Genomic DNA, 12,935 nt, shown 5'->3' on the forward strand with positions numbered 1-12,935 from the left:
GATACAAAACAGCCACTCTACCATGATAGTATAAAGTGGCTGTTTTGCACCAAACAATTCCTGCCAAAAGAAGATCATTTACAGGCTCATCTAGTGAAGAAAAAAAGCTTCAGAATATATCATTTACTTTCTTTTAATGAACAGCAGCCTTAGCATGCCGTGTCTGTTGCTTACTTAGCATAATGGGAGGAACAATAATTCCCAGTAAAATTAGCAAAATACCGCTCCATTGTAACATGCTTACATGTTCTCCTAATACGGTTACAGAAGCAATAACTGCGGCAGGTAATTCTGCTGCACCAAGAATCGTCCCCAATCCAGAACCGACTTTTGGTACACCTACAGAGAAAAAGACAACGGGAATAATAATACCTAATGAAGACAATGCCAAGCCATACATCCACAAACCCTGTCCCAAAGTTCCATCTACTAAAAAAGTTGGTGAAAAAACTGAGAATACAACAATCACAGCTGTTGTCACCATAGTTAAGCTTTTCGTAAAAACAGGAACATCCAGCCCCAATCGACCACTCGCAAAAATATAGAGTGCAAAAGTAATCGCCGATAATAAGCCATATACTGTACCCGCTAACGTAAGTGATTCAAATCCACGATCTAGTAATCCTCCTGCAAGAACTGTTCCCGTAAGCAATACAACAATAGAAAAAACCTTTTCCTTGCTAGGTTTTTTCCTATCAACAATAGCTTCTAATAAAACACCAAGCCAAGTAAACTGAAATAATAGGACAACCGCGATAGACGCAGGTAATTGGGCTACAGACAAATTATAAAAGATTGTGGTACCACTTAAGGCGAAGCCACCTACTATCAATTGCAAAATGGAGCGTAAATACACACGCTTTCTATTAAACAACAGTGTAAGAATGATTAGCAGTAACCATCCAATAAAAAATTGACTTCCTACGAGCTGACTTACCTGAAAGCCTTCCTTCATACCTAACTTAATAATGGTCGACAAGCCTCCATAGCTACAAGCTCCTAAAAAAACCAACAGAGCATATTTAAGCATTCTTGTTGCCTTCCTTTCTTCTTACATCTATTTTGGCAAACACAAAACCCCCCATCCAACGGATAGGGGGCGAACGAAAAAAAGAAATGCAGCTATTATCATCTCTTTTGAAAATTTCGCCACTTACATGTAGTTCTACAAGCAAGTTTCTCATCAATGTAATAAAAAGCTCCTCACTTATTTTAAGAAGAGTATGAATAAAAGTCAATGATAAAAGGTGCGAAAAGTCGGATAAAAGCTTTCACTACTTTTAAAATTAATGGGCAGAATCACGTCAAAAGCCTCCTCTAGTCAAATAGAGGAGGCTTTTAGTAACGAGAGGATCTTTCTTATTTTACTAAGCTTTGTGCTGTTTTCACTACATTTTCTACAGTAAAGCCATATTCTTTCATGATGATATCACCAGGAGCAGAAGCACCAAATTGGTTAATAGCAATAATTGCTCCATGATCACCTGTGTAGCGTTCCCAACCTAGTGAAGAACCCATCTCTACACCAACGCGCGCTTTAACATGCGGAGGAATAACAGAGTCGCGGTACTCTTTAGGTTGACGATCAAATAGATTAAAGCTAGGCATACTAACTACGCGAGTTGGCACACCCTCCGCTTCTAATTTTTCACGTGCTTCCATGCACAAGGATACCTCGGAACCTGTAGCAATCAATACAACCTGAGGTTCACCGTTAGATGCCTCTTTTAAAACATAAGCACCTTTAGCTAAACCTTCGCGAGCCAAATCTTTGGTCTCTTGGTAGATAGGCAGGTTTTGACGAGTTAAAGCTAGTACAATAGGCTCGTCTTTGCTAATAGCCGCATAACGCCAAGCCTCGTTTGTTTCATGTGCATCAGCAGGACGCAAAACAGTAAGGCTCGGCATGGCACGGAAAGCAGCTAGATGTTCAATAGGCTCATGAGTTGGTCCATCTTCCCCAACTGCAATAGAGTCATGAGTAAATACATATGTGGTAGGTAGTTTCATTAGAGCAGATAGACGCACTGCTGGACGAACATAGTCAGAGAAGACAAAGAACGTACCGCCGAAAGCTTTCACACCACCATGTAGCATCATTCCATTTAGAGCCGCACCCATAGCGAATTCACGAACACCAAACCAAAGATTACGCCCTTCATAAGACCCTGGCAAGAAGTCTCCAGCACCTTTAATTAAAGTGTTGTTGGAGTGTGCCAAGTCAGCGGAGCCACCAATTAAGTTAGGCATACGTTTTGCCAAACCATTGATTGCGTTACCGGAAGCCGCACGAGTCGCTAGCTTGCTACCGATTTCGTAAGTTGGTAGGTCTGCATCAAAATCTTCGGATACCTCACCATTACTTGCTTTTTTAAATTGAGCAGCTAGTTCCGGATAAGCCTTTTCATAAGCCGATAGTAGCTCATTCCATTCTGCTTCCTTCTGTTGACCCGCCTCTACTAGAGAAGCGTAGTACTCTTTTACCTCTTGAGGTACGTGGAATGCTTCATGCTCCCAAGCATACGCTTGTTTTGTTAAAACAACCTCGTCTGTACCAAGTGGAGCACCGTGACTGGAGCTACTGCCGCCTTTATTTGGAGAACCGAAACCAATTGTTGTTTTCACTTCAATCAGTGTTGGACGATCCAAATCTGTACGTGCTTCAGCCAAGGCTTTTTCAATAGTATCTACATTGTTTCCATCTTCTACACGGATATATTGCCAGCCGTACGCTTTGTAACGTGCAGCTACATCTTCCGTGAAGGATTGGCTTAAATCGCCATCTAGACAAATATCATTAGAATCATAAAGTACAATCATCTTACCTAGTTTAAGATGAGCCGCAAGAGAAGAAGCTTCAGAAGAAACGCCTTCCATCAAGTCTCCATCTCCGCAGATAACATATGTAAAATGATTAATTAGCTCATAGTCATCTTTGTTGTATGTCGCCGCCAAATGTCTCTCAGCCATCGCCATACCAACAGCCATCGCAATTCCTTGTCCCAATGGACCTGTTGTTGCATCTACACCAGGAGTGTGGCCGAATTCAGGGTGACCAGGCGTTTTACTTCCCCATTGACGGAAGTTGCGCAAATCATCCATGCTTACGCCATAATCCATTAGATGTAGCATAGAATACAACAGCATAGAACCGTGACCAGCAGATAATACAAAGCGATCACGATCAATCCATGATGGATTTTTCGGGCTTACTTTCATAAAACGGCTCCACAACACGTGTGCCATAGGCGCTGATCCCATTGGCATCCCTGGATGTCCAGAATTCGCCTTTTCAATAGCATCGATTGATAATGTACGAATAGTATTGATTGCCAATTGATCTACATTCATTTGTTGAGTAGTCATTACGGTTAATTCCCCCCTACAAGTAACTGCAGTGTGATTATAACATAGGAAAAGCTAATAGAGTAAAAGCGCTTTACAAAAACAGAGTATTTTCTATGAACGTAACAATACCTATAATTACATGCTAGGTTAGTGTGTTGCATAACTAGCTATTTTATGAGAAGGTAATCAGGCCGCTCCTTCTTATTTTGACTGGTTTTCATCTGCATATATTCTTTTACGCTTATCTATCTCTTTCATCGCAAGAGAAAACTCCTCTTTATCAATGACTTTAGATGTCAATAGATCACGTACCTCATCTTCAATCATCAACCAATCTCCCAGCGGATCTCCGGTATAAATCATGATCTGAAAACGACGTAAAAACTCAGGAAGATTAAAAGTATTCCTATCGCTCATTTATTTCCCTCCCAAATCAGCTTCCATTTCTCGGCATACCGCTTCAAAGTCAAATTCGACCAAGAAACCGGTGATAGCAATGATTTTCGCCTGTGGGTAATTATTTCTCCACTGTTCCTCTTCTCCCTCTTTTATGCCTACTAAGTAAAGAGGTTGCTTTTGCACATAGTCAAGATTTCGATATTCTTCCAGTAAAGCAGGTAGACGCTCTTCTAATCCGGTAACATTGATAACAAGAACAGACTGAGTAATTTCGCCTGCCTTCATTTGCTCTTCTATCATTTGAAGCGTCTTCTTAGTAGGTACCGTTGCATTCATAACAGGGAAATAATCTAACAGCTCATCTAACCAATGGTCCTCTTCTGCTGCGAGATAATATAACATCTTACTGGCCATTTATATTCATTCTCCTTTTGCTTACTTACAGGTACCTTCATTATAACATGTCAACTGCATCAGCCCCCAGTTCTCGCCTTGACTTCTTTCCCTCCATTTCGTATGGTGGAGAGTAGCTTGAACTTTTTGATTGTATAGAAAAGAGGTTTTTCCTGTGGAAAAGAAACATCTCTTCCTTCTCTTTAGCATTATCTTTTTAATGATGCTTGGCTTTGGAATTATTATCCCCATTTTACCTTTTTTCGTTACTAAAATTGGTGCGACCACGACGCAATTGGGGATATTGTCTGCCAGCTACAATATCATGCAATTTATATTTGCTCCCATCTGGGGACGCTTATCGGATCGACATGGACGAAAGCCGTTTATCCTTTTAGCCTTATTTGGGTTTTCCGCTAGCTTTATCCTGTTTGGATTTTCAACCAACTACTACGAAATGCTGTTTTATCGTGTACTTGCTGGGATTACTTCTGCTGCGGGTATCCCAACCATTACTGCAATGGTCGCTGATATTTTCCCTCCTAAGGAACGAGCTAAAGGGATGGGAATTGTAGGAGCAGGTGTAGGATTAAGCTTCGTATTCGGTCCAGCACTTGGCGGTATCCTAGGAGATATTAGCTTGTCACTACCATTCTTCGTTTCAGGTGTACTAGCTTTTATTACTCTGATCTTTACATGGATTTTACTTCCTGAGAGCTTACCAAAAGAAAAGAGAGGTACATACCTCAAGAAAAAACCTACCAGCTCATTGGGAGCTATTTTTAGTAACCTAGGATTATTGTATCAGATCATGCTGGTTACATCGCTTGCGTTTGCAGCTATGGAGACGGTCTTTGCCTTATACATATCATATGAATTTGGTCTGACCTCCAAAGACATGGGCTATATGTTCCTTATCATGGGTTTGATTTCTGCTAGTTTGCAAGGCGGCATTGGCAAATTAGTAAAGCGATTTGGTGAATCAAAATTGCTTGCTACAGGGATATTCTTTTACGTTTTAGGATTCTTCTGTGTGCTGCTAGCTTCTACTTTCCTAGAATTTGCGCTTACCCTTTGCTTATTTGGTCTAGGACAAGGGATGATGCGAACCACCAATACCGCTATGATTTCGCAACGTACACCCGACGGTCAAGGAGCTACATCTGGTAACATGAGCGCCATGGATACTATGGGGAGAATTGCAGGTCCCATTTTAGCTGGATGGCTCTTTACTTTCTCACATAGCATGCCCTTCATAATCAGTGGCATATTGTGCTTTGGTCTTTTGGCGGTTTATTTAGGAAGAGTGCATCACCTGCCAGAACCAGAGCCCGAATCTGAAGCCGACGCGTACTCTCCCGCCTCTCAGTAACCGATTCATATCGTGTATACATAAAAAAAGGAACGAGCTGGAATAAACCAGTTGGTTCCTTTTTTATGCTTACAAACCTGTAAGCTTAAGGTAAGCTGGATCGATATTTTGTAAGCTACCTATGGCTGTCGATCTTTACTATGGGTCCACTGGAATGGGGCTGGCGTGTCTTGACATATGGACAATTTACATCACTGATAAAACGTAACAGTAAAAACGCATCCTGAGAATTCGGATGCGTTTTTGACTATTATAAAGTTTCTCTCAAACGTTACCCTCAGACATATCTTACTTTCCTTTCTGAGGGGTGCTCTTTTCTCCTTCAAATAGCAATTTACCTGTATCTACATCACAGAACGTGACCGTTGTATAAGGTGGCGTACTGATCTTACCCACTACATACGGATAGCTAATGACCATCGGATACATTTTATTAGCATCTGGTTTGGTCTGTTTTACATATACTTTTAACATTTCCCAGCTTTGTTCAGTATGATCGATAACTAAACCATATCCAGGATTAGGAGCTTCACCATATGCAATCACGTACAAATCACCCTGTTGATGAACCCCACGTTCTCCTTTAACGCTTTCTACAAAGGCTTTTTCCTCTACACTTAATTGCTCCTCCGTCAGTGTCTGAAATGCAGAAGCAGGTTGCTCTCCCTGAACCACGGGTAGATTTGTAACCTGGATTTCATCCGTTTTTCCATCCCACTTTACTTGTGCAGATAAGGATTCCATTGTCCAGCGTAGAGGCACATACACCTTGCCTTGATATACCACGGCTCCTTCTTCTACTTTTTGTTCTTTTCCATTTACTAAAACAGAAGATTTTCCCGTCTGAAAGACCAATGACTTTTCTTTCACTTTCAATTCATAAGCCCCTGCTTTTCCTGTTAACTGACCGCCTGTTAATTTACTTAATTCCTGTAGGCTAATCATTGTTCGTTGGTTAACACTAATCAATGGTGAGTGCTTGATTACCTTCTGCTGATTTATCATAAGAGAAGTGGCTACCGGCTTCACTGTTACTTGAGCCATACCTGGTATAGCTGATCCTACAAGTGCAAGCCCCATCACGGCTACTACTGTCGTTTTTCGTAACATTTGTACTCAATCCCTTCGCTTTTTTTCATCGTTTACGTCATTTTTACTTTGTTCATTTTTCTTTGTTACTTGTTTGACTTACAGATTTCCCATAATGTTTCATTTTCTTTCCTACTTATCAATATCTTTTTTCTTCTCTACAAGCTGATATTTAGTATTTACCCACAATTTTTACCTAATCATTACGCAAATAAGGCAAATGAGTGACAATTATCACACGGCTATTTTTCCAATTTTTATTTATGAGATAATTATAGTACCAAAAAAGATTTGACCAAATAAGCTCGATAACAAAGGAGTTTTCATATGACTACACTTATGTCTATGCCACAGGTTGACGTGGTACGCCAACAGTTAATTTCTCATCCAATCTCTATTGCTATGCAAACACCTGAACGCGTTCGTACCTTTATGGAACACCATGTGTTCGCTGTATGGGATTTTATGAGTTTATTAAAACGTTTACAACTGGACGTAACTTGCACAAGTGTCCCTTGGCTTCCTGCTCCTCATGCTGAATATGCTCGTTTCATAAACGAAATTGTGCTCGGGGAAGAGACTGATGAAGATGGCAATGGCGGATTTACCAGCCATTTTGAGCTGTACCTGCAAGCTATGAAGGAAGTCGGAGCTGATACATCTAAAATTGAGCGTTTCCTTACGTTGCTTGAAAGTGGTACCACTCCTGACGAAGCTCTAGCATTATGCAACGCTCCTCACAGTGTACAGCATTTTGTAAAACAAACCCTTCACTTGGCTAAAGAGGGAGGAACTCACGAGGTTTGTGCTGCTTTTTTCTTTGGTCGTGAAGATATTATACCAGACATGTTTCAGGTACTTGTACAAGAACTGACTGCCAAAGGAGAAGCTCCTGCTTGCCTCCTGTATTATCTAAACCGTCACATTGAACTAGATGGAGATGAACATGGACCTTTAGCTGAAAAACTTCTAGCTTCTCTTTGTAAAGAAGATGACCAAAAATGGAAAGAAGCAGAAGCAACAGCTATACAAGCTCTCAACAGCCGCATTTCCTTATGGGATGGTGTCCTAGCAGATATTCAAAAATAATGAAAAAAATCCTAAAAAGGTTCTCGTACTCCCCAACGGTGTCATGAGAAAATGACCTAAAGGATAATCCCTTCACTAAAAAAGAGCTTGCCACCTCTTCACTTTTTCGAGGTAACAAGCTCTTTGCTTTTTATATTCTCTTGATGAACTTTTATCTTAACGAGCTACAGCCAAGGTAGAGCTCTCTTCATTTGAATGCTCTAAAATACCACTATCTTTCTTTGGCTTACCAGAAGCACTTCCAGTAGCCAACCCATAGGGAATGCACAGCGGCACACCACTACGAGGGTCTGGAATAATGTCAGCTTCAATACCAAATACATCCCACAGCATTTGATGCGTCATGACCTCAGCGGGAGTTCCCTGGGCCATTACTTTTCCTTTTTTAATAGCAATAACATGATCGGCATAACGAGTAGCATGGTTCAGATCGTGAACAACCATAACAATCGTACGCTTCTCTTCTGTATTTAATTTAGCTAGTAGCTGTAATACTTCTAATTGGTGAGCCATATCAAGGAACGTGGTCGGTTCGTCCAAGAACAGGATATCCGTCTGTTGCGCTAACGCCATAGCAATCCATGCACGTTGACGTTGACCACCTGACAACTGATCGACTCCTCTTGTAGCAAATTCATCAATACCAGTAACTCCCAATGCCCATTGCACAATTTTTTTATCTTCAGGCGTCATACTTCCCATGCCCTTCTGATGAGGGAAGCGTCCATAAGAAACCAATTCTTCTACAGTAAGTCCATCAGGAGCTACTGGATTTTGCGGCAGAATAGCTAAATCCTTGGCTACTTTACGGGTATCCTGTTGGTGAATGGATTTACCATCCAAGAATACTCCGCCTTTTTTCGGTTTCAAAAGACGTGCCATCGTTTTTAGAATGGTAGACTTACCTGATCCATTTGCACCGACCAGAGCAATGATTTTTCCATCTGGTAACGATATGTTTAAGTCTTCTACAATTAGATTATCGTTATAACCTATGTTTAACTGCTGTGTATGTAAGCGAACCATGATCATCTTCCTTTCGATGTCACGCTATAATATCCTGAAATATAATACCTTCCCTTAAAATGATATTGGTTCTCATTATCATTGTCAAACATTTTCTATAAAAAAACCAATTAACAGGGTCATTGTTATCTGACTAGCAGACTAACATTCACCTTATTAACTGGTTTTTCTTTACGCTGCACTGTGCGCCAGCTTGGTTTGTTTTTCTTTTGTACCGTATTCGTAGGTCCATGTAACCACTTTACCAGCGATTGAGACTGCTAAAAGTGTATACAGGACTTGAGGTACTGGTAAGAAAAATAACGAAAGCAGCAACACAAGTACGTCAAATATTAATAAAACGGTACCTACTGACATACCCGTCCACTTACTTATGAATAGAGATAAAATATCATCTCCACCTGTTGCTCCCCCGAATCTAAGAACCAATCCCAGACCGAAGCCCGTGCTGATTCCAGATAATAAGACTGCGAGCAACATGGCATTGCTAAAGTCAAATACTAGCGGCGAGAAACGCTCACATAGCTCATAGAAAAAGGAAAAAGATGTCGCTGCTACAATGGTATTAATCAAAAACTTACGTCCTTTGATCATCATTGCAACTAAAATGATTGGAATGTCTAATGCTAGCATGGTAATAGACGGCGACCAATCAAAAGCGTATTTTCCAAGTAATGATAACCCCACAAATCCACCTTCACTTAAATTATTCTGAAAGTTGATGTGGTAATAGCTAAAGGCCAATAAAAAAGTTCCCAGTAAAATCATGAAGGTTTGTTGGTATGGTTTTGTCCTCATCGAGGCTTCCCCTTTTCGTAGTTAGTTAGTCACTTTCTCCACTAACTACGAAGCAGGTCCTGTCAGGATCGCTTGTTTGTATCATAAAGCATCTCTCTTTCGTAGTTAGTGTTCACAGGTCAAGAGTGGAACGCTCTAACTACTACGCTACGTGTCTGAGAGATCAAACCGTTTCCAGATTGTCCTTCGCGGTAACATCACTATCCGATCCTTTCATTGTAAAGTTACAATTCCATTATAACATAAAAATCACTTCATGAATCAAGCAGGTGGTAATTTAGGCTCTTTTTTTATATTTTTTATTCATGATTACGTACTTTAAAAAAGTTATACAGACAAGATAAATTGACCTAACATAACGACTAAAGGAATGGTAACCAAGCTGATAATCGTTGAACTAACCGTCGCCATCGCTCCTAAATCTTCATCAGCCGCATATTTGGCAAATAACATGGAGGCTAGCGTCATGGTAGGCATTGCTGCCATCACCAAAGTTACTTGGGTAATCTCTGTCGCTAAGTGAAAGCTCCAAAGTAGGCCAGCAACAATGACTGGATACAAGAAAAGCTTAACAATCATAGATAGACTTAAAATCGGGAGTGCTCGCGTCGTTTGTTGCTTACGTACTACCAGATCTGGAATTAATAAACCGATGTACAGCATTGCTAAGGGTGCAGCTATAGAAGACAACATAGCGGTAAGAATTTTTAACCATCTCTGGCGGTTGCCATTCCATCAATGCAAAAACCATTCCAACTACAATAGCCACCATTGGAATATTCACGATGCTACTCAGATCTTTCCATGTAAATCCATTTTTTCCCTTTAGAACCATAACTCCGACAGTCCAGAGTACCAGATCAAGACCAGCATCATAGATTGCCGCTAGCAGTCCTCCTGTCGGCCCAAACAACCCAACACACAAAGGAAGACCGATAAATCCGGTATTGCCAAGTCCAGCGATAAAGGAAAATTCTTTCCGCTTATTCATAGGCACGCTACATAGGACTGCAAATAAAAAAGCAAGAAGCATTCCAAAACAGCTTAGACCAACAGCAATAAAAAAGATGAGGAAAATATGATTCAAGAGTTGCTGGTTCAACTGAGTGTGAAAAATTCCGTTGAGTATAATACATGGAACAGCTACGTTGATAATAATGGTAATCAATAATTGACGAGCATCAGCAGTGACTGGCTTCATCCGACCGATCATTGCCCCTATTCCAATAATGACAGCCATCATACCCACAGATGAGAATAACGGTGCAAGGGCCAATCGAATTTCCCTCCTGTTACACTACAATAGTATGGCGAAAATCAAAGATTATGCCTGATTCCCCCATCACATTTGCCCAGATTCTGTCTCAAGTAATAACCATTGCAAATCTGCGTTTTCTTTTTGTTCGCAGGTTTGCAATAAATCCCCAAGCAAGGGTATGGCTTGTTCAAGTGAAATAGCCCAATCAGCCGGTACTGGGAGCCCTTCTCCTTCTACTGTTATGATTCGGCCCGTTACTTCCACATCAACCTGCTTCGTCGTTAGTACATAATGTCTGATGTCACGTGCGTACTCTTTCCATTGAACTAAGACGTATCCTTCATCACCGCCTGACACAACCAAATCAACATGGTCACCATAGGCAGCATGTACCAACGTTCTCATTTTCCCATCCAAACTCGCAATTTCTCTGAGTACCTCATGCCAAGACACATGTTTTCTTTCCTCTTTGCGTTCATCCGTGTACATGCGCCAATCGTTCAATCGCCTCGCCCCTTTTTCAATTATGTTCAAGCTTATAAAAATAATATTGTTCAAAATAATCCAACATCAGTAAAAGATAATAACTCTACTTTGCCTATTTTTACATCTATTTAGCTGTCAAAAGATATCCTTCATTTTAGCATATCAGAACAAGCTCTCCTGTACAAAAATGTGAATGTGTCACTTGTTTGTAAATGTATTCGCTTTCATTTATAAACAAACCTTTATAATTGTGAAAAAAAGAACTTTATCGGAAATCTGTCAAAATTATAAGCCTTCCTATCAACATTTTTGGTTTACCATGATGGTTGTAATGAACACCTAAAACAGCTTAGAAAAAACGAGGAGGTGAGTTCCATGGTGCAGCGCAGTTTGAATTGGTGCGCTCGCTTTGGTCTCACGTTTCATGTGTGTAAAACCGTATTAGCATCCGGCTTGTCATTGTTGATCGCCTCATTATTGTTTGGCAATCATTTTGCCTACTTTGCTCCGCTTGCTGCGGTATTAACCATGCAACTTACCATTGCAGATACTCTGGAGAAGGGGATTTATCGCGTAATTGGCATCATTGGAGGAGTTATCTCTAGTATTATTATTCTTCCTCACTTTGAAAATGGGATACTAGGTCTCGTTCTTGTTCTATTGGTAGGTATGGGCACAGCTACCGCTCTACGCCTGAATCCACAGATTATTTCACAAATCGGCGTTAGTTCTGTGATGGTAATGACCTTTCAGCAAATGCAAGGTTATTCAACTGGCCGGATTTTAGAAACCATTATTGGAGCGCTCGTGGCCGTTTTTATTCAAATGGTTATTCGGCCGGAGAACTATGTTCCTACAGTTCAAAGGAAACACGCCGAGTCATGTAAGCAATTAGCTCATACATTAGCAATAATGGCAACTGCATTAAATAGTCACTCTGGTAAAACAGATACTCCCATAGTAGAACCTGCCTCTCTTTTAAAATGGAATAATGAACTCGAAGCTTCATTAGTACATGCAAAAAAAAGCCTAAAATATAATGTATTTTGTCGGAAAGACCTTAACACACTCTATCATCTGGAACAACAAATTGATTCCGTTCAAAAGATGCTGATCTCTATATGTAGTATCTTATATACTGCTCAGGAATTAAAATATCTCCCCACTCTCCGTCATACTCTTGACCAACCTTTGCTTGATGCTAGTGCCGCCATTTCGACATATGGTGCCTTTGTTGCAAATCCGTCCACAGAGGCTCATCAGGAGTTAATGAGTCTGTTATACAGGATAAAACAACAACAATCTCAACAGTTCGTCACATCGATAGAGACAGCTGGTATCTCCTCTTTACGAGAGGTTGGCTGTCTGTACGCAGAAATAAATCGTATGATCGTTGAGATGGAGTATTCTGCTCATGTATGGGAGTCATCCACCGCTTCCAAAGACTGCGATGACAAGCGCCGTCAACAAATGTACGCATACAAAGCATAGTAGAAAAAGAGCCTTACCCCAAAACGGGTAAGGCTTCATTATTTCTGCAAACTACGTGTGATTAATCGTCACAGAAACACACCAATATTACAATAAAAATGATAATCCATAAAAAGCTGCCACCAAAGCCAAATATACCACCTCTTCTACCGCATCCCATGATCCTTCCTCCTTCTCACGGTCTAG

General features: G+C 40.6%; 14 protein-coding genes. 4 read left to right on the forward strand and 10 right to left on the reverse strand.

Going from position 1 to position 12,935, the window contains the following annotated elements:
- Positions 1-133: 133 nt before the first annotated feature.
- The 4 genes from ACQV1I_RS21000 to ACQV1I_RS21015 form a co-directional block, all read right to left on the reverse strand.
- Entirely contained in the window at positions 134-1,030 is an 897-nt protein-coding gene (locus ACQV1I_RS21000) for an EamA family transporter (protein WP_116334684.1), read from the reverse strand.
- A gap of 329 nt (positions 1,031-1,359) precedes the next feature.
- Positions 1,360-3,366, reverse strand: coding sequence for a transketolase (tkt, locus tag ACQV1I_RS21005; protein ID WP_116334683.1), 2,007 nt, complete (start codon positions 3,364-3,366; stop codon positions 1,360-1,362).
- Positions 3,367-3,549: 183 nt separating this feature from the next.
- Positions 3,550-3,765 carry a YqgQ family protein gene (locus ACQV1I_RS21010; RefSeq protein WP_018673690.1) on the reverse strand — a complete coding sequence of 72 codons (216 nt, stop codon included), beginning with the start codon at positions 3,763-3,765 and terminating at the stop codon, positions 3,550-3,552.
- Positions 3,766-4,161 carry a hypothetical protein gene (locus ACQV1I_RS21015; RefSeq protein WP_116334682.1) on the reverse strand — a complete coding sequence of 132 codons (396 nt, stop codon included), beginning with the start codon at positions 4,159-4,161 and terminating at the stop codon, positions 3,766-3,768. It lies immediately after the preceding gene.
- A gap of 154 nt (positions 4,162-4,315) precedes the next feature.
- On the opposite strand from ACQV1I_RS21015, the gene ACQV1I_RS21020 reads away from it, so the two are divergent.
- Complete coding sequence (locus tag ACQV1I_RS21020; protein ID WP_116334681.1) at positions 4,316-5,512, forward strand: MFS transporter; 1,197 nt, start codon at positions 4,316-4,318, stop codon at positions 5,510-5,512.
- A gap of 95 nt (positions 5,513-5,607) precedes the next feature.
- Positions 5,608-5,739, forward strand: a complete 132-nt coding sequence (locus ACQV1I_RS21025; RefSeq protein WP_268878076.1) for a DUF418 domain-containing protein — start codon at positions 5,608-5,610, stop codon at positions 5,737-5,739.
- 61 nt (positions 5,740-5,800) lie between these two features.
- Here the strand turns inward: ACQV1I_RS21025 and ACQV1I_RS21030 are convergent, their stop codons facing one another.
- Positions 5,801-6,622 (reverse strand): stalk domain-containing protein, encoded by an 822-nt coding sequence (locus ACQV1I_RS21030; RefSeq protein WP_094700784.1) that lies wholly within the window; start codon positions 6,620-6,622, stop codon positions 5,801-5,803.
- A 306-nt stretch (positions 6,623-6,928) separates the two neighbouring features.
- Between ACQV1I_RS21030 and ACQV1I_RS21035 the strand changes: the two genes are divergently transcribed.
- Entirely contained in the window at positions 6,929-7,690 is a 762-nt protein-coding gene (locus tag ACQV1I_RS21035; protein WP_094700785.1) for a DUF3050 domain-containing protein, read from the forward strand.
- A 156-nt stretch (positions 7,691-7,846) separates the two neighbouring features.
- Here ACQV1I_RS21035 and ACQV1I_RS21040 read toward each other — a convergent pair whose 3' ends face one another.
- The 5 genes from ACQV1I_RS21040 to ACQV1I_RS21060 all read right to left on the reverse strand — a co-directional run bounded on the left by ACQV1I_RS21040 (position 7,847) and on the right by ACQV1I_RS21060 (position 11,276).
- The gene (locus ACQV1I_RS21040; protein ID WP_018673695.1) at positions 7,847-8,716 is read right to left on the reverse strand and encodes an ABC transporter ATP-binding protein; all 870 of its coding nucleotides are present in this window, start codon (positions 8,714-8,716) and stop codon (positions 7,847-7,849) included.
- A 171-nt stretch (positions 8,717-8,887) separates the two neighbouring features.
- Positions 8,888-9,514 (reverse strand): YitT family protein, encoded by a 627-nt coding sequence (locus ACQV1I_RS21045; RefSeq protein ID WP_018673696.1) that lies wholly within the window; start codon positions 9,512-9,514, stop codon positions 8,888-8,890.
- 327 nt (positions 9,515-9,841) lie between these two features.
- Positions 9,842-10,177 (reverse strand): AEC family transporter, encoded by a 336-nt coding sequence (locus ACQV1I_RS21050; protein WP_236645868.1) that lies wholly within the window; start codon positions 10,175-10,177, stop codon positions 9,842-9,844.
- Entirely contained in the window at positions 10,134-10,790 is a 657-nt protein-coding gene (locus tag ACQV1I_RS21055; RefSeq protein WP_236645867.1) for an AEC family transporter, read from the reverse strand. Before ACQV1I_RS21055 ends, ACQV1I_RS21050 begins: the two co-directional genes overlap by 44 nt.
- A 66-nt stretch (positions 10,791-10,856) precedes the next feature.
- Positions 10,857-11,276: a hypothetical protein gene (locus ACQV1I_RS21060; protein ID WP_018673698.1), complete on the reverse strand. Its 420-nt coding sequence runs from the start codon at positions 11,274-11,276 to the stop codon at positions 10,857-10,859.
- Positions 11,277-11,633: 357 nt separating this feature from the next.
- Between ACQV1I_RS21060 and ACQV1I_RS21065 the strand changes: the two genes are divergently transcribed.
- Positions 11,634-12,749 (forward strand): FUSC family protein, encoded by a 1,116-nt coding sequence (locus ACQV1I_RS21065; protein WP_116334680.1) that lies wholly within the window; start codon positions 11,634-11,636, stop codon positions 12,747-12,749.
- The last annotated feature ends 186 nt before the right edge of the window (positions 12,750-12,935 follow it).

The sequence above is a fragment of the Brevibacillus sp. JB24b genome (genome assembly GCF_051713385.1).
GTDB lineage: Bacteria > Bacillota > Bacilli > Brevibacillales > Brevibacillaceae > Brevibacillus_B > Brevibacillus_B laterosporus.

Coding starts and splice junctions, on each gene's coding strand:
- ACQV1I_RS21000 (WP_116334684.1), bottom strand. CDS start 1,030: ATGCTTAAATATGCTCTGTTGGTTTTTTTAGGAGCTTGTAGCTATGGA.
- tkt (WP_116334683.1), bottom strand. CDS start 3,366: ATGACTACTCAACAAATGAATGTAGATCAATTGGCAATCAATACTATT.
- ACQV1I_RS21010 (WP_018673690.1), bottom strand. CDS start 3,765: ATGAGCGATAGGAATACTTTTAATCTTCCTGAGTTTTTACGTCGTTTT.
- ACQV1I_RS21015 (WP_116334682.1), bottom strand. CDS start 4,161: ATGGCCAGTAAGATGTTATATTATCTCGCAGCAGAAGAGGACCATTGG.
- ACQV1I_RS21030 (WP_094700784.1), bottom strand. CDS start 6,622: ATGTTACGAAAAACGACAGTAGTAGCCGTGATGGGGCTTGCACTTGTA.
- ACQV1I_RS21035 (WP_094700785.1), top strand. CDS start 6,929: ATGACTACACTTATGTCTATGCCACAGGTTGACGTGGTACGCCAACAG.
- ACQV1I_RS21040 (WP_018673695.1), bottom strand. CDS start 8,716: ATGGTTCGCTTACATACACAGCAGTTAAACATAGGTTATAACGATAAT.
- ACQV1I_RS21045 (WP_018673696.1), bottom strand. CDS start 9,514: ATGAGGACAAAACCATACCAACAAACCTTCATGATTTTACTGGGAACT.
- ACQV1I_RS21050 (WP_236645868.1), bottom strand. CDS start 10,177: ATGCTGTACATCGGTTTATTAATTCCAGATCTGGTAGTACGTAAGCAA.
- ACQV1I_RS21065 (WP_116334680.1), top strand. CDS start 11,634: ATGGTGCAGCGCAGTTTGAATTGGTGCGCTCGCTTTGGTCTCACGTTT.